The following is a 19,196-nucleotide window of genomic DNA, read 5'->3' as shown; positions in this document are numbered from 1 at the left end:
AAGATGATAAGCGATAACAGCAATTCCTTTGTGCGCAGCTGTCGATCAGCAGACATATTTGATCTGCAGTAAATCGGCGGCATCCTTGTCGCCGATGCCGATCGCATCAGACATGCCGATGGGGAGCGATTGCGACCTTCCGAGCGGGGCCATGATCTTTTTCACCTCGGTCTGGATGGCCATGAAGGTTTCGGCCACCCGCTCGGCGACCTTGTCCGGATCGAGGCGCCGGTAGAGTTTCGGGTTCTGGCTGGTGATGCCTTTCGGACAAATGCCAAGGTTGCAGACGTTGCAGCGGTTCTGTTCGTTGCCCAGACAACCGGCGGTGGATTGCATGATATATTTACCGATATGTACGGCACTGGCCCCGAGCATGATCAGGGCCATACCGTTCTGGGCGACGTTGCCGTTCTTGCCGATGCCGCCTGCGGCATAGATCGGTACCTCGTTCTGCATGCCCTGGGCGCAGAGATCGAGATAGCACTCACGGACGTTGGAAGCGACCGGGTGGCCGGTGGCGTCCAGCGATACGTGATAGGCGGCGCCGGTGCCGCCATCAATACCGTCGATCAGCAGACCGCCGGCATAGGGATTGCGTACCAGGTTGTTGAGTACCGCTTTGGCAGAGGTCGAGGCGGAGATCTTGGGATAGACCGGGACCGTGTGGCCGAAAGCCATGGACATGGTCTGGATCATTTTCATGACGCTCTCCTCGATCGAATACAGCGTCTGGTGCACCGGCGGCGACGGCAGGTCGACGCCTTCCGGGACGCCGCGCAACCGGGCAATCAACTTGGAGACCTTGTACCACATGAGCAGGCCACCGTCCCCGGGCTTGGCGCCCTGGCCGTACTTGATCTCGATCGCCGCCGGGTCGCATTGCATCTCAGGTATCGCCCGGATGATCTCGTCCCAGCCGAAGTAGCCGGAGGCGATCTGCAGCACGATGTATTTCAGGTACGGACTCTTCAGCACCCACGGCGGACAGCCACCCTCGCCGGTGCACATGACCACCGGTATGCCGAGGACTTCATTGCAATAGGCGACGCCCTGGAGCAGTCCGAGCCACATATTGGGCGACAGCGCGCCGAACGACATCGATCCGATGATAAACGGGAACACCTCCCGGGTCGGCGGAATCCAGCCACCTTTGACACGGCGGTCCAGGTAATCTTCCGGCGACAGGATACGGCCGATCGAGGTGGTTACCGTAAATTCGTGCCGGCCGGCATCGAGTGCCGGGTCGGTGAGCATCGAGATGCGATCGAAGATGACCCGGTCGAGCAGGGTTGCTCCGGAGGCGTTGCGTCGGCCGCCGCGTTTGTAGGCCTCACCCTTCTGGTTGGCAAAGAACTGGGAGCGGCGTTCCACGGTGTTGAGTACCGGAGTTATCGCCTCGTTCGGGCAGACCATTGCGCACATGCCGCAGCCGATACAGGCATGGGCCGGATCGGTACGCTGGCGGATGCCGGTAAAGGTCCGGTATTCATTGCCGCGCTTCTTGCTCAGGATCTGCAGTTGCGGCATACGCTGCCGCCGGTAGGCCAGATAGAGTGATTCCTTTGGGCAGACAGTGGTGCAATGGCCGCACAGAGTGCAGCGATCTTCCCGGTGTTCAATGATCCAGGGTAGGTCCGGATAGGTCAGGCTGCCTGGCTCAACGGGAATTGTTCGAATTGGGACCATATGGTGAGTTCCTTTCTGTCAGGAGGAATGATAACGGTGTGCTCGCGCATCGGTTGAAAGTCGAGGGCCGGATCACGGTCGGGAACCATCGCGTCGACGCCGCACATTTCCGAGGCGATTGCCCAAACGCCTTCGCGGCCACCGACAGTGGCCGGGCGGAGTTTTTTGTGGTCCATGACCAGCAGGCAACTCTCGTCGGGTAAGGTGCCGATCACTGCGTTCGGCCCATCAATGATCAGCCGTCGGCAGGCGTTGCGCAACCCCTTGAGAAATTCGCCTTGCGGGTGGCGCTCCAGTTCTAAGGCGCTGAGCGGCGTGATGATATGCTTGTAGGTCTGCAGCGGCAGTTTCAGATGGTTCAGGGTGTAGTGCAGAATATGGGTGAACACCTCCGAGTCGCTCTGGTAGCCGAGATAACCGGGCAGATTGCGGCCGACCAGCCAGTCACGGATCGGCACGAAGGCGGTGTTCTCGCCGTTGGTCATGGTGGCGATGCCTTGAATGAAAAAGGGATGGCAGGCGTAGAGATTGATGCCGTAGTTGGTATTCTGCCGGCCCTGGGCCATGCAGACGCGGGACTTGATCTGGCCGTCGTGGAGGCTGAGCAGGTTGCCGACCTGCAACGGCCAGCCGACTTCCTTGATCATCGTCACATCGGGCCAGAAGGAAAAGACCGACAAGTCATTGCCATGTTCCTCACCGTCCTGGCGTAGAGCCAGCCTGGTTTTGAGCAACTCCATCTCTCTGTCTTCACGACTGGCGTCACCGAACCGGTCGGGCATGCGGTAGGCCCGAACGAAATAGCGATAGCGATCTTTGCCGTCCATGAAGGAGCGCTTCATGTGGAACTTGTGATCGTATTTGAGCTCGTAGCCGCGCTCTTCCATGAAGTTGTCCAGCCGGCGCCAGGCCTTTTCGTTTTCGGCGATGCCGGAGAGGATCGGAAATTTCGGGTTGTAACGAAAATCCTCGAATTCCATGCCCCGCAGCAACAAGCCGAGACCGGAGCCGTCGTAACCCTCCTGCATGGCCTCCATGGCCATCAACACGTCGAAGGGTGAGAACGGTTCATTGGCTGTTTTCAATGCTAATCGACACATCTGTTTGTCTCCTGAGGGGAGTAGCACCGCTCGGTGGCGGCTGTTTCCTTGTCGGCTCCGGGGAGGACCGTGCAGGGGTGTTGTGGGCCGGCCGGCCGGCCGGTCGGGTAAAGCGAAACTGCAGGAATACAAAAAAAAGACGGCTTCGTCAAGCAGCTCTGGAGCGGCGGCGAGCCGATGATGAGGGGTGTGTGAAGGGAATGTGCGGAATCGTCAATGGTGGGACGCAAAAACGCTGATCACGTCAAGATAATCGTCAAGAAGTGAGCGAAAACGACAGAAAAAAAGTGGCAACGGCTTGTGCTACACACGCCCGCAAGCCTGGGCACCGGCAGTCAGCCGGCCTTACACAAGAATGAGACCGGCCGGAACTACTTGAGGACCTTACCGATATTTTTAACCTGGTCCACCTGCTCCTTGACGTCCTTGACCTCTTTGACGCCGGGAAGATCGTTAATCAGGCCGGTGCCGGTATCTTCGACGTCACTGACGCCTTTCTTGAATGAGGAAATGGCCTTGCCGAGCCCGGAACCGATCTCCGGGAGTTTCTTGCCACCGAAGACGAGAAAGGCAATGGCGAGGATGATGACCAATTCTGGGGTGCCGAGTCCGAACATGATGAAAACTCCTGGGTGAAGGTTTGCGGCTGTGTTTCAAGGGGACGGAGGATCGTTCTTGTCGGTTTTTTCTTCGTCGAGCGCTTTTTTCTCTTCCTGTTTGGTCGCTTCTTTGAAGTTTTTGATGCCTTTGCCAATACCGGAGCCGATTTCAGGAAGCTTACCCGCCCCGAAAATGATGACGATGATAACCAGTATAATGATGAGTTCCGGCATTCCCAGTCCGAACATACGCTACCTCGTTAAAAACGGTTCAGGGGCGGCTCTCGGCCACAAAGGTCGGTGAGCGCGACGATTACCCCTCGACGATTCACCGCTGACTTTAGAGCAGTATGGCAAGAAAGTCAAGCAGGGCGAGTGTTCCGTAATTCTTTGTCGATCGTTAATCGATCGCCGTGTCAGCAAGAGGTGCGCACCGTGTTCCTGATAGCTTGAACCCGGTCGCCAAGGGCCTGCATTGCGGCGATGATTGCCGCTTCGTCGATGGTTTGCAGTTGCCGTTGCTTCATGACGAGACGGCCGGCAATCAGCGAATGGATCACGTCAGCGCCGCGGGCGGCGTAGACCAGGTGTGACGGGATATTGTAGAGCGGGGTCAGGTGCGGTTGATCGAGATCGAGAACGATCAGATCGGCCTGTTTCCCCGGTGCCAGTGTGCCGATCAGCTGCCCGGCTCCGAGTGCTTCGGCGCCGCCGAGCGTGGCCGCACGCAGGGTAGTCTCGGCGGACATCACAGTCGGGTCCAGGTTCACTCCCTTGTGGACTTTGGCGACACTGCTCATTTCGGCGAAGAGATCGACATCGTTGTTGCTGGCGCTGCCGTCGGTACCGAGGGCGACGGTTACACCGTGGTCAAGCAGGCGAGGAATCGGGGCCACCCCGGAGGCAAGTTTCAGATTGGATTCGACGCAATGGGCGACGCTGACGCCGCGCTTGCTCAAGAGTTCGATGTCTCCATCATCAAGCCAGACGCAGTGGGCGGCCAGGGTGCGCTCGCCGAGCAGACCGAGGCGGTCGAGATGGCGGGTCGGAGTCAGTCCGTATCGCTCGCGGCAGGTCTGCACCTCGAACTGGGTCTCGGCCAGATGGATGACCAGCAGGCTGACGGTGTCGGCCGCAAGTTCACCGCATCGTTCGAGCAGTTCCGGAGCACAGGTATAGATGCTGTGCGGATTGACGGTGGCGGTGATGAGGGAGTGATCGCGATACTGTTCGATCAGGTCTCCGGTCAACCGCAGTCCGTTCTCGAGAGCGCCGTAGCACGGCGAGTCGAAATCGTAGAGCACTTCGCCGAACCAGCAGCGCATGCCGGTCGCGTCGGCCGCTTGGGCGACCTGATCGGCGAACAGGTACATGTCGCAAAAACTCGTGGTGCCGGATTTGATCATCTCGGCGATGGACAATTCGGCGGCCAACCGGACCGTTTCCCGGTCAAGACGGGCCTCGACCGGAAAAATATGGTCCTGCAGCCAGGTCATCAGCGGCAGGTCGTCGGCCAGGCCTCGGAAACAGGACATCGGTGCATGGGTGTGGGTGTTGACCAGACCAGGCATGATCAGACCGTGCGGTTCATGCAGTTCCGGCAGGTCCGGATGGCGGCGGTGCAGGTCACTGCGGCTGCCGATCGCCTCGATGGTATCGCCGTAGACGAGGACGGCCCCGTCTTCGATGCAGTCTTGCTGACGCCAGGTGGGCAACAGGTAGCGAGCAGAAATCAGTTGGCGGGGCGGGGCGGCGGGTAGCGTCATGAAAATCCTGTCAGGCTGGGGGGTGCAACCGGGTGATGATGTCGATGACCAACCGTTCGAGCTTCGGTGCGATGGCGGCGGCTTCCTCGATAATGGCACCGAGCGACAACGGCTGGAAATCGTCCGGGTCGTTGACGTTTGAAACGGCGGACAGGCCGAGGACCTCGATGCCGCCATGGTGGGCAACGATAACTTCCGGGACCGACGACATGCCGACGGCATCGGCCCCACAGGTCCTGAGCCAGCGGGTCTCGGCGGGGGGTTCCAAACTTGGGCCGGGAATGCAGACATAGACGCCGGTGGTGATCAAATCCTTCAGGCCGCAACTCTCGGCGCCGGCCAAGGCCAACTCGATCAACCGTGGTTGGTAGGCCTGCGAGAAATCGGGAAACCGTGGCCCCCATGCTTCGACGTTCGGGCCGCGGAGCGGATTTTCGCCGAGAAAGTTGAGGTGATCGCGAATAATCATGATCGAGCCGGGTATGAAGGCCGGGTTCAGGCCGCCGGCGGCATTGGTGATAATCAGCCGCTGCAGGCCGAGCATCTGTAGGACCCGGATCGGAAAGGTCACTTCCTTGGTGGAGTAGCCTTCGTAATAGTGGAACCGTCCGGACAGGACGACCAGTCGCCGTCCATTGACGGTGCCGACGATCAGACTGCCTCGGTGACTGGGTACAGTGGCCCGGGGAAAGCCGGGAATGTCACGGTAGGCAATGACTTGTTCCGTCTCGATATGGTCGGCAAAAGCGCCGAGACCGGTTCCCAGCTGGATGGCGGTATCGGGCAGAGGACCGAGGTGCGCCTGCAGGTAGGCAGCGGCCCGGTTGACCTGGTCGATATATGTTGTGATTGAAAAACCCATTACCGGCGGATGGCGTGTTGCTCGATAAAGGCGGTAATAGCGGCTCGATCGGCAGGCATGACTTCGCAGCGGGTCGGCTTGTCTTGCAGTTCGGCCAGCGGTGGCGGCAGATCGACGGGTCGGCCGGTGGCCTCCTCGACAACCGTCGAAAATTTGGTCGGATGTGCGGTGGCCAGACAGATCGTCGAGATTCCTTTGGCTCGATGCTGGGTAGCTGCCCGGACGCCGACGGCGGTATGCGGGTCAAGCACGTAACCGTAGCGTTCGTGGTAGTCGGCAATGGTAGCTCGCACGTCGTCTTCGGATACTGCCACGGCGACAAAATCGCGCCGCATGTGGCCGAGACAATCGTCGAGTTGCAGGCCGCCCGTTTCCTTGAGGTGCGCCATCGCGTCTCTGACGTGTTCCGGTGAACTGTCAAGCAGATAGTAGAGATAGCGCTCAAAGTTAGAGGCTACCTGGATATCCATTGATGGACTGGACGTGGCGACCACCTGTCCCAGCGAGTAGTCGCCGTTGTTGATGGCCCGGGTCAGGATGTCGTTGGCGTTGGTGGCCAGCACCAGTTTGCTGATACAGCCTTCGGGCAGCATCTTTTTGGCGATGTAGCCGGCGAAGATATCGCCGAAATTGCCGGTCGGTACGGCAAAGGTGGCGGCCCGGTCGTTTTCATGACCGGCGATATGCAAACAGCTGGCGACGTAGTAGACCACCTGGGCAAGGACCCGGGCCCAGTTGATCGAGTTGATGGCGCCGAGGTGATGGGCTTGCTTGAAGACCACATCACTGAACATCTCCTTGACGATAGCCTGCCCGTCATCGAAGGTTCCTTCAATGGCGATATTGAAGACATTGGCGTCGGTTACCGTCGTCATCTGCCGCTCCTGCACCGAACTGATGCGCCGGTGCGGGTGGAGGATGAAGATGGCAATCCGTTCCTTGCCTCGGACCCCGTATATGGCGGCGCTGCCGGTATCGCCCGAGGTGGCGCCGAGGATGTTCAGGTAGGAGTCATTTTTGCTCAGCAGATACTCGAAGAGATTGCCGAGAAACTGCAGCGCGATATCTTTGAAGGCGAAGGTCGGACCGTGGAAGAGCTCGAGGATATGCAGGTCGTCGAGATGGACGAGCGGTGTTACGTCGGGATGGTCGAAACTCGAGTAGGATGCGGCGATCAGGGATTTCAGGTCGGAAGTCGGGATGTCGTCGATAAAGCGCGACATGACCTCAAAGGCCAGCTCCTGATAGCTCAGTCCCTGCCAGGACTCGAACGTGGGTCGATCCACGCGGGGAATGGTCCGCGGCAATAGCAGACCGCCGTCGGTGGCCAATCCCATCATGACTGCTTCGGTAAATGAGATGGCGGCGATACCGCCGCGAGTACTGATATATTTCATGGTTTCGGAGAGCTCGATGCTCAGGTCGGTTCGTGGTTCAACGGGATCGAGGCGGCGTCGCGCAGGTCCGTTGCCGGGGGTGGTCAGCCGTTGGCAACAGGCGTCAGATCAAGGCGCGGAGCGTCGTGCCAGAGACCTTCGAGATCATAGAATGAGCGTTGTTCGTGATAAAATACATGAACGACCACATCGCCAAAATCGAGCAGTACCCAGGTTCCCTCTTGCAGCCCTTCGGCCTGGGATGTCTTGATCCGTTTGGAACGCAATTCGTTTTCGATACTCTCGGCCAGGGCCTGAACGTGCCGGGTGGAGCGGCCGCTCATAATCACGAAGTAGTCGCTGAACGAGGCTTTGCCGCGGACATCGAGGACGGCGATGTCATCCGCTTTGCCGTTTTCGGCGATACGTGAGCAGGTGAGGGCGAGTTCCCGGCCGTCGAGGGCCTGAAACTCTTTCTTTAAACGTTTCATCTTTTCTTTTGTGCCGTTTAAATTCTGAAGTGTCAATGCTTTTTCGCGGTTTGTCGGGGACGGCGCGGTGGAAACTCGAAGGTGATCTTGCCGCGACCGTCGATCAGCAGGTAGGCATCGAACGGTTTTCGTTTCTTGGAGATAAAGCCTTTGATGAGCGGTGTTTTCCCTTCAGTCAGGAGGTGACGGATGGCGTCCGGGGTGATGGTTTTTCCGAGAATCACTTTGCTGATTTTCAGGCCGTTTTTTTCGTCGTTATCCAGAGCTGATTCAGAGAGATAGCCGGCCGGTGTCTCGTATACCGGTGTGTTGTCGATCGGCGAGGGGCCGAGCGAGCCGGCCTCTTTAATAGCATCGATATCGAGGCCGTCGGTGGTATCGGCGAAGATGAAATCGACCTTGTTGTTGGTCAAGCGAACCGACGCGGTGAAGGGTTTGCCTTTTTTCGAGCGAAAGTCGCTGAACGGACCGATCGTCTCACCCTTGATCAGAGCAACGATCTCCTGCGGCTCCATGACCCGGCCGCCGAGGATTTTGCGGATGGTCAGCCGCTTATCCTCGCTGATATAGGCGGTCGGTGTCTCGAAGAAAACGACATCGCCCACCGGGCTGAACGGGGCCTGCCGTTGTTCGTGATTATCTTCGTACCCTTTGATCCGCTCAGTGATCTGCCTGGTCAGATCGCGGATCTCCTTCATGAACTGCTCTCTGGTGAGTTGGCCCTTGAGGATCTGGTTGAGCTTGAACTCCCAATCGCCGGTCATTTCCGGCGAAGCGAGCACGTCGACGTGCATAGCCTCGAGCAGAGCGAAGAGCTCGAAGGCCTTGCCGGTCGGGGTCAATTCCTTGCCTTCGCGAACCAGGTATTTCTCGTTGAGCAATTTTTCGATGATCGCCGCCCGGGTCGCCGGGGTGCCGAGGCCGCGTTCTTTCATCGCTTCGGCCAGTTCCTCGTCGTCGACCAGTTTGCCGGAGTTCTCCATGGCCGACAGCAGGGTCGCTTCACTGAAACGGGCCGGTGGCTTGGTCTCGGCGGCTTGGGCTTCGACCGCCGTGCAGGTGATGGTGGCGCCGGCGGGCAAGGCGTTGAGCATCCCGTCGCCCTTTTCGCTGCCGCCGTCCAGGTAGACCGCTTTCCAGCCCGGATCGAGCAGGATTTTGCCTTCGGTCAGAAAAGATTCCTCGGCGACGACGGTGATTCGCCTGGTCTGCAGGTAGCGGGCCGGTGGGAAAAAGACGGCAAGAAAGCGCTGCACGACCATACGATAGATCTTCAGTTCGGCCTCGCTCAGATCGGCCGGCAGTTTGTTGGTCGGGATTATGGCGTGATGGTCCGAGACTTTGGCGTCGTTGAAAACCCGCGGGTTGGCGCCGATATATTTTTTCTCCAGAACGGTCTCGGCGTGCACCCCGTACTGCCAGTTTTTCTGGGTCTTGCAGACGGACGTGGCCGTCGCCCGGTAATCCTGGGTCAAATAGCGGGAGTCGGTCCGCGGATAGGTAAGCACCTTGTGCCGTTCATAGAGTGATTGGGCGATGCTCAGCGTATTCTGGGCCGAAAAGCCAAAGCGCGAGTTGGCTTCCCGCTGCAGTGTCGTAAGATCGTAGAGCTGTGGCGCTATCTGCTGCGTTTCCTTTGAGGAGTCTTCGGCCTCTCCGGGTTGGCCGGTGCAGGCGTCGATAATGGCCTGGGCTCGCTCGGGCTCCCAGATACGATCGGCCCGCCGGTCGGGGTCGGCAGGATCCTTTTTGAAGGCGATATCGATCCACTTACCGGAATAGCTTTCGCTTGCCGCGGTAAAGGTAGCGAGCAGCGTGGTATAGGGCCGCGGAACAAACCGCTGGCGCTCCTGCTCCCGCTTTACGAGAAGAGACAGAGTCGGTGTCTGAACCCGGCCGCACGGGGTCTTGAAAAATCCGCCGAAACGGGACTTGTAGGCAGTCAGCGCCCGGGTGGCGTTGATGCCGATCAGCCAGTCGGACTCGGAGCGGCAGCGTGCGGTGTCCTCCAGCGGCACCATCTCGGGATCGCTGCGCAACGACGCAAGTCCCTTCTTGATCGCATCGTCGGTCATCGATTGCAGCCAGAGCCGTTTGAGGACTTTCTGGGCCACCGATTTGTTCCAGACGAGGCTGATAATGTACTTGAAGATCAACTCGCCTTCCCGGCCGGCATCGCAGGCATTGATAATGGTCGCCACGTCGTTGCGCCGAATCAGTTTTTGCAGCGCATTAAACTGAGACTTGGTCGAGTCGAGTACTTTGAGCGGGAAGGTTGGCGGCAGGATCGGCAGATCTTCCATACGCCATTTCTGATAGCGGGGGTCGATCTCTTCCGGATAACAGATGGAAACCAGATGCCCGATAGCGAAGGAAACGATGTAGTGATCTCCCTCGTAATGGCTGCGAGTCTTCTTGAAGCGACCGGGCAGTACCTTCACCAGGTCCCCGGCAACGCTTGGTTTTTCTGCAATGATTAATGTTTTTTCAGTCATTTATCCGTATGTGTCGGCTGTTTCCGGCCAGGCGATTCATCCCGGTGCGGTGCTGCATGTTTTTCCCAAATTATGGAGATAAATAGGATAATTGCAATGCAAATGCGGGGCCTGGATACGACGGGACGATATGTTTTCAGGCACAGTTGCCCGTTGTTGTATTAATCAGCCGCGGGTTTGTCAATCTCTTTAACGGCAGGACGGGTTTAATCCTGTTCCCCGCTGGCTATGAAGCCTTCCGCTCGCTATAAGCTCAGCCGGCAGGGCTGGCCGGTCCTGCCTCCGGCTGCTGCGCTGCGGCCTGATCGACTGGCCTCCGAGGCCGGCAGACAGGCCATCCATGGCCTGACCGCCGGCTGCGGACGTCCTGTCCGCAGCCCTTCGGCCCTGATTCTCCGGCCAGCCGGGCCATCGCGATGCAGCCTCCGGCAGAACCGGCCAGCCCGGGAACATGGAATTCAGGTAAAACAAAGGCCGGGCATATTACAACCCGTCCTCGCTCACTGGCAAAGGTGGTCATTTAGTAACCCTTCGAAGCTAATTTTCTGTCTTGCCGGGCCTTCGTGCTGCAATCTCAGACAGGATCGGCCAGGTCGGGAAGACGGATTGTCGTCGCCTGTTGTATTTATATAGCCAGTGAAGCTAGTCCGAAACATTCTGTTAGGTGCAACATCTTGACAAGTCAGGCAACGTGTGGTTACTTAGTCACGTTACGGTCTGATAGATGCGGGCATAGCTCAGTTGGCAGAGCGCGAGCTTCCCAAGCTTGAGGTCGCGAGTTCGAGCCTCGTTGCCCGCTCCACACCGAAGACCAACCGTCTGCAGTCATCGACAACAGCCTGCACCTGGGGCACGAGCCGAGGGACGGTTGCTTATACCTGGAACGCAGGGTGTGTTGCCAGGAATAGGAAAGTGGGCTTTGCCCGCTTTTTTTTTTATGACCGGCACAGCAATGTGCGGCCGTCGGATAACCCGGCGCTGACAGCAGTCGGCAACGCGGCGTCGTGACAGGCCAAATGAAACAACTGAAGGACGATGAACGAAGGAGTGGTCAGCCGTGTTCGTGAGTTTGCCGAGTCGCTCTTGCCGGCGATGGGGCTGGAGCTCTATGATGTCCAGTTCCGCCGGGAGAACCAAGGCTGGGTGCTGCGTTTGACCATCGACCGGGTCGGCGGCGTGTCGCTTGACGATTGTTCCCGGGTGAGCCGGGAAGTGAGCGATTTCCTTGACGTGGAAGACCTGATCGAGCACCAGTATCATTTGGAGGTTTCCTCGCCGGGGGCGGAACGGATGCTGCGTTCACTAGCTGAATGCCGACGGTTTGTCGGGGAAAAAATACGCGTGAAATTGTCGCAGGAGCGAGACGGCCAGAAGGTTTTTATCGGTCGGCTGCAAGAGGTGGGCGACGGGACACTGATCGTTGAACTTGAAAACGGGGAGCTGCATACCGTTCCCTGGGATGAGATCAACAAGGCCCGTCTGACTCTTTAGGGTGGTTTTAGGACAGAGGCGCACAACCGCAACGGCCGGTTCCTTGGCATGGGAAGCGCTGATGGTGAGGTAGGATAATGGTATCGGACTTAAAACGGATAATTGACCAGATCAGCAGGGATCGCGGATTCGACCGTCGGCTTCTGGTAGAGGCGATCGAGGAAGCGGTAGCCTCCGCCGCCCGAAAGAAGTACGGCAGCAGGCGCGACATCGAAGTGCACTACAACGAGGAATTGGGTGAAGTCGAAGTGTTCCAGTTCCGCAGTGTTGTCGAGGTCGCCGAGGATGATCAGACCGAGATCTCTTTCGAGGCCGCCAAAGTGCTCGATCCCGAGGTCCAGCTGGGTGATGAACTCGGCGAGAAAATGGAAAACATTACCGAACTCGGTCGCATCGCCGCTCAGTCCGCCAAACAGGTCATCATTCACCGTATGAAGGATGCCGAGCGTGACGTTATATACGACATGTTCAAGGATCGTCAGGGTGAAGTTGTCAGTGGTATCGTCCAACGCTTCGAGCGCGGCAACATGGTGGTCAATCTCGGTCGTACCGATGCGATTCTACCCAAAGAACACCAGATACCGAAACGCTCGTTCAAGCAGGGCGACCGGATACGTGCCTATTTGCTGGAGGTTCGCCAGAACAGCCGTGATTCCCAGTTGATCCTGTCGCGCACTGCCGATGAATTTCTCGAGAAGTTGTTCCAGCTCGAGGTGCCGGAAATTGCCGAAGGCATCGTTAAAATCATGGGTGTCAGCCGGGAGCCGGGATTTCGGGCAAAGATAGCGGTCAGTTCATCCGAGTCCGATGTCGATCCGGTCGGCGCTTGCGTCGGCATGAAGGGCAGCCGGGTCCAGAACGTCGTCCAGGAATTGCAGGGTGAACGCATCGATATCGTCACCTGGAGCCCCGATCCGGCAAAATATGTTTATAATGCACTGGCGCCCGCCCATGTCAGTATGGTCATGGTCGACGAGGACGCCAACTCGCTGCTCGTGGTCGTACCCAACGACCAGCTGTCGCTGGCTATCGGCAGACAGGGACAGAACGTCCGCCTGGCCTCGAAGCTGATGGGCTGGCGGATCGATGTGAAGAGCGAACAGCGCTGGGCCAACCTGGAAGACGAGGGTTACCAGTCATTGCTGCAGGTACCGGGAATCGATGAAAACCTGGCCGATCAACTGCTGGCCAAGGAGATCAAGTCGGTCGTCGATCTGGCCCGTGCTTCGGCGGAAACATTGACGATTATTCGGGCCATCGACGAAGAGTACGCGGCGCAGCTTATCGATGCGGCGGCCAATCTTGCCGGTGAGGAGGCGCTTGCCGAGGCCGCCGAGCAGGAGGAGAAGGAGTTGGCTGCGGCAGCGTTACGCGAGAAGGCGCAGGCTGCCGACCGTCAGAGCCAAGCCGGCGACGGTCCGCTTCCGGACGCAACAGGCGGAGTTGAAGCTGAAGACACAGCCGATGAAGCCGGTACCGAAGATGCGATTGATGCAGTCGCAGGAGAAGATGCAGCAGGCGAAGGTGCAGCTGAAGACACAGCCGATGAAGCCGGTACCGAAGATGCGGCCGACGAGGCTGACGAGCAGGAAGAGCAGTCGCCCGCGGCCAAGCCGGAATAAGATCGTCCGTGACCCGGCGACCGATTCGCACCTGCGTCAGTTGCCGCAGGAAGGCAGGCAAGGGCGAACTGCTGCGCCATTGTTGGCGCGGTGACGGTCCGGTAGCCGATGAACGCCAGGTTGCACCGGGGCGCGGTGTCTATACGTGCAGTAACGAGACGTGCATGAACAGGTTTTACGCAGACAGCAGACGATGGCAGCGGTTGTTTCGCCGGACATGATGTCCCGGCTGTTGCCTGGTGATAGATGCTGTGGTAGAGCGAAGAAGAACCCAGAAGGTGGTTTTCCAGGAGTGAGGCATGAGCAGAGTGAGGGTTTACGAACTGGCGAAAGAAGCCGGGATGACCGGCAAAGATCTGGCCGATAAGTTGATTGCCGAAGGGTACGACGTCAAAGGCCATAGTTCGACAGTCGATGAAGATACCGCTGAAAAGATTCGCCGGACGATGCTTCAGAACTCGGAAACCGAACTGGTCGAAAAGAGAATAGATGCTTCCCAGGGGGCGACGGTTATCAGGCGGCGGGCCACCATTATTCGCCGGCGTCCGAAGGCCGAGCAGGAAGAGGCCGCGGAAGAAACGACCGAGATCGAGCAGGCGGAACAGGATGGTACCGGCGACAGCGATGCCGATAGGACGGCGGTCCAGGCTGAAGCCGAAGAGGCGTCGATCCTCAGACAGTCGGGAGCCGAGGAAGAGCAGCAGTCTCCGGCAGGCGAGACCGCCGAGCCGGCCGAGGAGGTAGCGCAACCGGCCGCCGACGCGGATCGGGATGAGACTCCGAGCACCGAAACCGATGACGGCGCATTGGCCGAAACGGTTGAGGATTCTGTTGCGCAACCTGGCGAACCGGATGACCGGGAAGCTGCAGCACCGCCGGCAAAGTCGAAAAAAGTGGAACGCAAGACCATCGCCCGGGTGGTCGGCTCGATCGACCTGCCGGTTCCTGATGAATCGGACACGGCTGAACGGTCCCGGCCGAAAAAGATGGCCCGCTCTACCGCATCGAAGACCGGTCGACCGAAAATCGCCGTGGAATTCCAGCCGGAAACGCCCGCTGAGGCCTCGGAGCGGGCCCGGAAAAAGGGCAAGCGTGCAGTTGGAACCGCAGACGACGATGACCGCGACCGGCGCGGCAAAGGGGCCCGTAAAGGGGGCAAGAAGAGCGTTAAATTCACCCATTTCGACGCCGACTATCAGCGTGGCGGCAAGCGTGGCAAACGGGGCCGCAAAGCGGACAAACGAATCGCACCGTCGACCATCGAGATGAAGGCCAGCAAACGCAAGATCACCGTCTTCGACACCATTACCGTTGGCGATCTGGCGGCTCGGATGAAGGTCAAGGCTTCCGAGGTCATTGCCAAGTTGATGGGTCTCGGTGTCATGGCGACGATGAATCAGGTGGTCGATATCGAGACGGCGACATTGATAGCAACTGATTTCGGTTACGAGGTCGAGCAGGGGATTACCGAGGAGATCGGTATCCAATTGCTCGATGCGCAGGAAGAGGGCGGAGAAACGAAGATGCGGCCGCCGGTGGTCACGGTTATGGGCCATGTCGATCACGGCAAGACCTCGATCCTCGATGCCATCAGAAAGACCGATGTCGCCGAGGGCGAAGCGGGTGGCATTACCCAGCATATCGGCGCTTATCACGTGCGTTCCAAGGCCGGTGACGTCACCTTCGTCGATACGCCCGGGCATGCCGCCTTTACCGAGATGCGTTCCCGTGGTGCCCAGATCACCGACTTGGTAATCCTGGTGGTGGCCGCTGACGACGGCGTCATGGATCAGACCAAAGAAGCGATCAATCATGCCCAGGCCGCCGGTGTACCGATTCTGGTGGCGGTCAATAAAATAGACAAGGACAATGCCGACCCGGATCGGGTCAAGCGGGAACTATCCGATTTCGGCTTGATCCCTGAAGACTGGGGCGGACAGACCATCTATTGCGAAACCTCGGCCAAGAAAAATGTCGGTATTGACGAATTGCTGGAAAACATTCAATTGATGGCCGAAATGCTGGAACTGCAGGCCGACGCATCACGAAAGGCCAAAGGCCGCGTCGTCGAGGCGCAACTGGATAAAGGGCGCGGTGCGGTTGCGACGGTGCTCATCCAGGACGGAACGCTGCGCAACGGCGATTATTTCGTCGTCGGCCAGTACAGCGGCAAGGTCCGGGCGATGCGCGACGACAAGGGGCGGCCGATCAGGGAGGCCGGACCGTCGGCCCCGATCGAGGTCCAGGGACTGTCCGGTGTCCCGCTGGCCGGCGACGAGTTCATAGTGGTAACCGACGAGAAGATGGCCAAGAACGTCAGCCAGGCCCGCTCGATGAAGGTGCGCGAGACCGAACTGGCAGCCGGCAGCAAGATTTCGCTGGATAAGTTGTTCGAGAAGATGTCCGAGGGAGACGTACAGGAACTGCGGGTGATCATTCGCGCTGACGTACAGGGAACCCTGGAGGCGTTTGCCAAGGCTGCCGAGGAATTGTCCACCGAAACGATCAAGGTGCGGGTCCTGCATGAGGGGACCGGTACCATCACCGAGTCCGACATCCTGCTCGCCTCGGCCTCCGATGCTATCATTATCGGGTTCAATGTTCGGCCGACCGCCAAGATCAAGGATCTTGCCAGCCGGGAAAACGTTGACCTGCGCTCGTATGACGTCATTTATCATGCCTTGGACGACATCCGCAAGGCGATGCTCGGCATGCTCGACCCGACGTTTGAGGAAGAGGTCATCGGTACTGCCGAGATTCGCGATACCTTCAGCGTTCCGAAAGTCGGCAAGATCGCCGGTTGCTTCGTCACCGATGGGGCGATCAGGAGAAATGCCGGTGTACGCGTCGTTCGTGACGGGGTGGTTGTCTATACCGGCAAGATCAGCTCGTTGCGCCGGTTCAAGGACGACGCCAAGGAAGTCGTCGCCGGTTACGAATGCGGTATCGGCGTTGAGCATTTCAACGATATCAAGGTGGGCGATCAGCTTGAGGCATTCGTCATGCAGCAGGTTGAAGCAAAGCTGGACTAGCAGTGTGCCGCAATGAAGAAGCCATGGCATCCAAAACAGGAACTTGAGGCACTCGGGGCGGTCCGCTCGCAGCCTCCCAAGCGTGCCGTCCGGGTCGCCGATGCAATCCGTAACGAATTGTCCATGCTGCTGGTGCAACGCAGCAGCGATCCCCGGTTGCATGACGTGCAGATCAACCGGGTAACGGTTACCGATGACCTGCGTCACGCCAAAATTTATTTTACCACCCTGCCGGGGGGCTGCACTGTCGACGAGGCGCGGCAGGCGTTGGAACGGGCTGCCGGTTTCATGCGCAGTCATCTGGCCAGGACCATCAATCTGAGATTTACTCCGGAGTTGCGCTTCTGGTATGATGAGGGAGCGGAAAGAGTGTCTGAAGTGGAAAAACTACTGGCAGAGATAGCCAGGGAGAAGTATGAGCGAGAACGTCGTTCCTGAAGATATTCTTCGCTTGATCAGAGACCGAGGTCATTTTGTCCTGTTGACCCACATCCATCCGGATGGTGACGCGCTCGGCTCCTTGCTCGGGCTGGCCGATATGCTGTCGGCGATGGGGAAAACGGTCTTTGCCTACCTCGATCAGCCGGTTTCGCATCTCTATGACTTTTTGCCCGGCTGCGAGCGGATTCGTTGCAGTCTTGAGGCATTACAAGACTTTCGCCGGCAGGCCGGGAGAAAAGACCTGGTGACTATCGTCCTCGACTGCGGTGAGGATGAACGACTCGGCAAGGATAAGCACCTGTTGCTCGACAGCGAACCACTGGTGGTCGTCGATCATCATCGGTCCCATCGCAACTACGGACATCTGCGTTGGGTCGATCCGTTACGTTCCTCCACCGGTGAGATGGTGTACGAGATCGGCACCGCTCTCGGACAGGAATTCTCTCTGGATGGCGCTTTTAACATCTATGTTGCGATCGTCACCGATACCGGCTCTTTCCGCTATGATTGCACCGGTGCCCGGACGCTGGAGATTGCCGGCCGGCTGCTGGCGAGCGGCGTCAAGCCCGAGCAGGTAGCCGCCCAGATTTACGATAACTTCAGTCCCGGACGACTGAAGCTGCTGCAATTGGTTCTCGGTACGCTCGATCTGTCCGACGACGAACAGATCGCCTGCATTCATGTCACTAATGATATGTTGGACCGCGCCGGTGCCGCGATCCAGGATATCGAAGGCTTTGTCGATTTCCCGCGGGCCATCCGTTCAGTCCGGGTGGCGGTTTTTCTCAAGGAGCTTGACGACAACCGGGTCTCGGTCAGTCTCAGGGCCAAGGGGGCTGTCGATGTGGCCGATATCGCCAAGGAGTTTGGCGGAGGTGGGCACCGCAATGCCGCCGGTTGCCGGTTTTGCGGACTTTCTCTCGAAGAGGCCCGGCAACGCCTGCACCAGGTTATTGCCGAACGACTGGCCAGCCATCTTCCCTGATCGTTGACACGAACCGATGACCGTACCTTTTGCGCCCGGGATGGTGCTGGTTGACAAACCGGCCGGCAAGACTTCTTTTGCAATGGTGCGCTTGGTACGCCGGCTCAGCGGCGTCAAGAAAGTCGGTCACGCCGGTACGCTCGATCCTTTTGCCACCGGCCTGCTCGTCGTCTGCATCGGCCGGCCGGCCACCCGGTTGATCGATCGGATCATGGCCGGGGAGAAACAGTACCTGGCGACGCTGGTCTTGGGCACGGTTTCGTCGACCCAGGATCCGGAAGGCCAGTTGATACGCAGCGAACCGTGGCCGCCGATTGAGCACCAGACCATAGAGCAGGTACTGGACCGCTTTCGCGGTCCGATCATGCAATCGCCGCCGGCCTTTTCCGCCGTGAAGCACCAGGGCAAGCCGCTGTATCATTACGCCCGGAACGGCATCATCATCGAGAAACCGCCGCGGCCGGTAACGATCTCCTTGTTGCGTTGGCTGGATCCCCGCGAGCAGGTAACGATGAGCGCCCCGACGCTCGAGTTACTGGTAGAGTGCAGCAAGGGTACCTATATCAGGACATTGGCCGCCGATATCGGTGCTGCCCTGGGATGCGGGGCCTACCTCACGGCGCTGCGCCGTCTTGCCAGTGGCTCTTTTTCCGTGGAGCAGAGTGTCTGCGGCCAGGCCCTGGCCGCAGAGAATGGTCCCGAACTGTTGCGCCAGGCGTTTGTCGATGTGGATGAAGTGCAGAAATGCTTGCAGTCTTCAGGGAAAAGCGATAATATTACCTGTTACGGTTGAAACGGATCGCGAATGAGAACTGCTGTCATTCAACGTCGTCGGCATGGCAGATCGGATTTGCCGTCGATTCGGCATTGCAGTATAATTGAACAACTACTAGAGTTCTGAACGATACAGGAGGATTACTGTGGCACAGTCGGCAGTAAAGAAAAACGAGATTATCGAGAAATTTAAAACGCACCCGTCGGATACCGGTTCGTCAGAAGTCCAGATTGCCTTGTTGACCGACCGCATCCAATACCTGACAGAACACTTCAAGGTGCATGCCAAAGACCACCATTCCCGTCAGGGATTGCTCAAACTGGTCGGACAACGACGGAGTCTGCTCGATTACCTCAAGAAAAAAGACATCGGTAAGTACCGGGAACTGATCAAGGAACTGGGCATACGCAAGTAACACCTTCCTGCCAGCCAATCGTGTCTCCTGTCGGTGCGGAAACGATGCGAGCAGTAGCCC

The 19,196-nt window shown here is 58.5% G+C and carries 17 protein-coding genes and 1 tRNA gene; 9 read left to right on the top strand and 9 right to left on the bottom strand.

What is annotated here, in order from left to right; translation table 11 throughout:
* Positions 1–45 precede the first annotated feature (45 nt).
* From BUC26_RS02730 to BUC26_RS02690, 9 genes are all read right to left on the bottom strand, one after another.
* A complete protein-coding gene (locus tag BUC26_RS02730; protein WP_073373299.1) occupies positions 46–1,686 on the bottom strand; it encodes a glutamate synthase-related protein in 1,641 nt (546 codons plus the stop codon).
* Positions 1,644–2,786, bottom strand: coding sequence for a class II glutamine amidotransferase domain-containing protein (locus BUC26_RS02725; protein ID WP_073373423.1), 1,143 nt, complete (start codon positions 2,784–2,786; stop codon positions 1,644–1,646). Before BUC26_RS02725 ends, BUC26_RS02730 begins: the two co-directional genes overlap by 43 nt.
* A 371-nt stretch (positions 2,787–3,157) precedes the next feature.
* Complete coding sequence (locus tag BUC26_RS02720) at positions 3,158–3,403, bottom strand: Sec-independent protein translocase subunit TatA/TatB (protein ID WP_073373298.1); 246 nt, start codon at positions 3,401–3,403, stop codon at positions 3,158–3,160.
* A gap of 36 nt (positions 3,404–3,439) precedes the next feature.
* A complete protein-coding gene (gene tatA, locus BUC26_RS02715) occupies positions 3,440–3,634 on the bottom strand; it encodes a twin-arginine translocase TatA/TatE family subunit (RefSeq protein WP_073373297.1) in 195 nt (64 codons plus the stop codon).
* Between the two features lie 167 nt (positions 3,635–3,801).
* Positions 3,802–5,151: an amidohydrolase family protein gene (locus tag BUC26_RS02710; RefSeq protein ID WP_073373296.1), complete on the bottom strand. Its 1,350-nt coding sequence runs from the start codon at positions 5,149–5,151 to the stop codon at positions 3,802–3,804.
* Positions 5,152–5,161: 10 nt separating this feature from the next.
* Positions 5,162–6,013 carry a purine-nucleoside phosphorylase gene (locus tag BUC26_RS02705; protein WP_073373295.1) on the bottom strand — a complete coding sequence of 284 codons (852 nt, stop codon included), beginning with the start codon at positions 6,011–6,013 and terminating at the stop codon, positions 5,162–5,164.
* The gene (thrC, locus tag BUC26_RS02700; RefSeq protein WP_073373294.1) at positions 6,013–7,410 is read right to left on the bottom strand and encodes a threonine synthase; all 1,398 of its coding nucleotides are present in this window, start codon (positions 7,408–7,410) and stop codon (positions 6,013–6,015) included. Before thrC ends, BUC26_RS02705 begins: the two co-directional genes overlap by 1 nt.
* An 83-nt stretch (positions 7,411–7,493) precedes the next feature.
* Positions 7,494–7,880 carry a ribosome silencing factor gene (gene rsfS / locus BUC26_RS02695; protein ID WP_073373293.1) on the bottom strand — a complete coding sequence of 129 codons (387 nt, stop codon included), beginning with the start codon at positions 7,878–7,880 and terminating at the stop codon, positions 7,494–7,496.
* A gap of 32 nt (positions 7,881–7,912) precedes the next feature.
* Positions 7,913–10,375, bottom strand: a complete 2,463-nt coding sequence (locus BUC26_RS02690) for a DNA topoisomerase III (RefSeq protein WP_073373292.1) — start codon at positions 10,373–10,375, stop codon at positions 7,913–7,915.
* Between the two features lie 726 nt (positions 10,376–11,101).
* Here BUC26_RS02690 and BUC26_RS02685 point away from each other — a divergent pair.
* From BUC26_RS02685 to rpsO, 9 genes are all read left to right on the top strand, one after another.
* A tRNA-Gly gene (locus BUC26_RS02685) sits at positions 11,102–11,177 on the top strand.
* A gap of 233 nt (positions 11,178–11,410) precedes the next feature.
* Positions 11,411–11,866 (top strand): ribosome maturation factor RimP, encoded by a 456-nt coding sequence (locus tag BUC26_RS02680; RefSeq protein ID WP_073373291.1) that lies wholly within the window; start codon positions 11,411–11,413, stop codon positions 11,864–11,866.
* 77 nt (positions 11,867–11,943) lie between these two features.
* A complete protein-coding gene (gene nusA / locus BUC26_RS02675; protein ID WP_073373290.1) occupies positions 11,944–13,488 on the top strand; it encodes a transcription termination factor NusA in 1,545 nt (514 codons plus the stop codon).
* Between the two features lie 8 nt (positions 13,489–13,496).
* Positions 13,497–13,709, top strand: coding sequence for a DUF448 domain-containing protein (locus BUC26_RS24485; protein ID WP_208609697.1), 213 nt, complete (start codon positions 13,497–13,499; stop codon positions 13,707–13,709).
* Positions 13,710–13,787: 78 nt separating this feature from the next.
* Complete coding sequence (infB, locus tag BUC26_RS02665) at positions 13,788–16,520, top strand: translation initiation factor IF-2 (RefSeq protein ID WP_073373288.1); 2,733 nt, start codon at positions 13,788–13,790, stop codon at positions 16,518–16,520.
* A gap of 12 nt (positions 16,521–16,532) precedes the next feature.
* Entirely contained in the window at positions 16,533–16,958 is a 426-nt protein-coding gene (gene rbfA, locus BUC26_RS02660) for a 30S ribosome-binding factor RbfA (protein WP_073373287.1), read from the top strand.
* On the top strand, positions 16,936–17,946 hold the full coding sequence (locus BUC26_RS02655; RefSeq protein ID WP_073373286.1) for a DHH family phosphoesterase: 1,011 nt from the start codon (positions 16,936–16,938) through the stop codon (positions 17,944–17,946). The genes rbfA and BUC26_RS02655 overlap by 23 nt, the downstream gene beginning before the upstream one ends.
* Before the next feature lie 16 nt (positions 17,947–17,962).
* A complete protein-coding gene (gene truB / locus BUC26_RS02650; RefSeq protein WP_073373285.1) occupies positions 17,963–18,739 on the top strand; it encodes a tRNA pseudouridine(55) synthase TruB in 777 nt (258 codons plus the stop codon).
* A 127-nt stretch (positions 18,740–18,866) separates the two neighbouring features.
* Positions 18,867–19,136, top strand: a complete 270-nt coding sequence (gene rpsO, locus BUC26_RS02645) for a 30S ribosomal protein S15 (RefSeq protein ID WP_073373284.1) — start codon at positions 18,867–18,869, stop codon at positions 19,134–19,136.
* The last annotated feature ends 60 nt before the right edge of the window (positions 19,137–19,196 follow it).

Origin of the sequence: Desulfofustis glycolicus DSM 9705, assembly GCF_900130015.1 — a bacterium.
Taxonomy (GTDB): Bacteria; Desulfobacterota; Desulfobulbia; order Desulfobulbales; family Desulfocapsaceae; genus Desulfofustis; species Desulfofustis glycolicus.
Note: the sequence above shows the minus strand (reverse complement) of the source record. Positions and strands in the feature narration are given on the sequence as shown.

Bases quoted from the DNA above. Each gene is read 5' to 3' on its own strand.
- BUC26_RS02730 (WP_073373299.1), bottom strand. From the start codon at position 1,686: ATGGTCCCAATTCGAACAATTCCCGTTGAGCCAGGCAGCCTGACCTAT.
- BUC26_RS02725 (WP_073373423.1), bottom strand. From the start codon at position 2,786: ATGTGTCGATTAGCATTGAAAACAGCCAATGAACCGTTCTCACCCTTC.
- BUC26_RS02720 (WP_073373298.1), bottom strand. From the start codon at position 3,403: ATGTTCGGACTCGGCACCCCAGAATTGGTCATCATCCTCGCCATTGCC.
- tatA (WP_073373297.1), bottom strand. From the start codon at position 3,634: ATGTTCGGACTGGGAATGCCGGAACTCATCATTATACTGGTTATCATC.
- BUC26_RS02710 (WP_073373296.1), bottom strand. From the start codon at position 5,151: ATGACGCTACCCGCCGCCCCGCCCCGCCAACTGATTTCTGCTCGCTAC.
- BUC26_RS02705 (WP_073373295.1), bottom strand. From the start codon at position 6,013: ATGGGTTTTTCAATCACAACATATATCGACCAGGTCAACCGGGCCGCT.
- thrC (WP_073373294.1), bottom strand. From the start codon at position 7,410: ATGAAATATATCAGTACTCGCGGCGGTATCGCCGCCATCTCATTTACC.
- rsfS (WP_073373293.1), bottom strand. From the start codon at position 7,880: ATGAAACGTTTAAAGAAAGAGTTTCAGGCCCTCGACGGCCGGGAACTC.
- BUC26_RS02690 (WP_073373292.1), bottom strand. From the start codon at position 10,375: ATGACTGAAAAAACATTAATCATTGCAGAAAAACCAAGCGTTGCCGGG.
- BUC26_RS02680 (WP_073373291.1), top strand. From the start codon at position 11,411: ATGAACGAAGGAGTGGTCAGCCGTGTTCGTGAGTTTGCCGAGTCGCTC.
- nusA (WP_073373290.1), top strand. From the start codon at position 11,944: ATGGTATCGGACTTAAAACGGATAATTGACCAGATCAGCAGGGATCGC.
- infB (WP_073373288.1), top strand. From the start codon at position 13,788: ATGAGCAGAGTGAGGGTTTACGAACTGGCGAAAGAAGCCGGGATGACC.
- rbfA (WP_073373287.1), top strand. From the start codon at position 16,533: ATGAAGAAGCCATGGCATCCAAAACAGGAACTTGAGGCACTCGGGGCG.
- BUC26_RS02655 (WP_073373286.1), top strand. From the start codon at position 16,936: ATGAGCGAGAACGTCGTTCCTGAAGATATTCTTCGCTTGATCAGAGAC.
- truB (WP_073373285.1), top strand. From the start codon at position 17,963: ATGACCGTACCTTTTGCGCCCGGGATGGTGCTGGTTGACAAACCGGCC.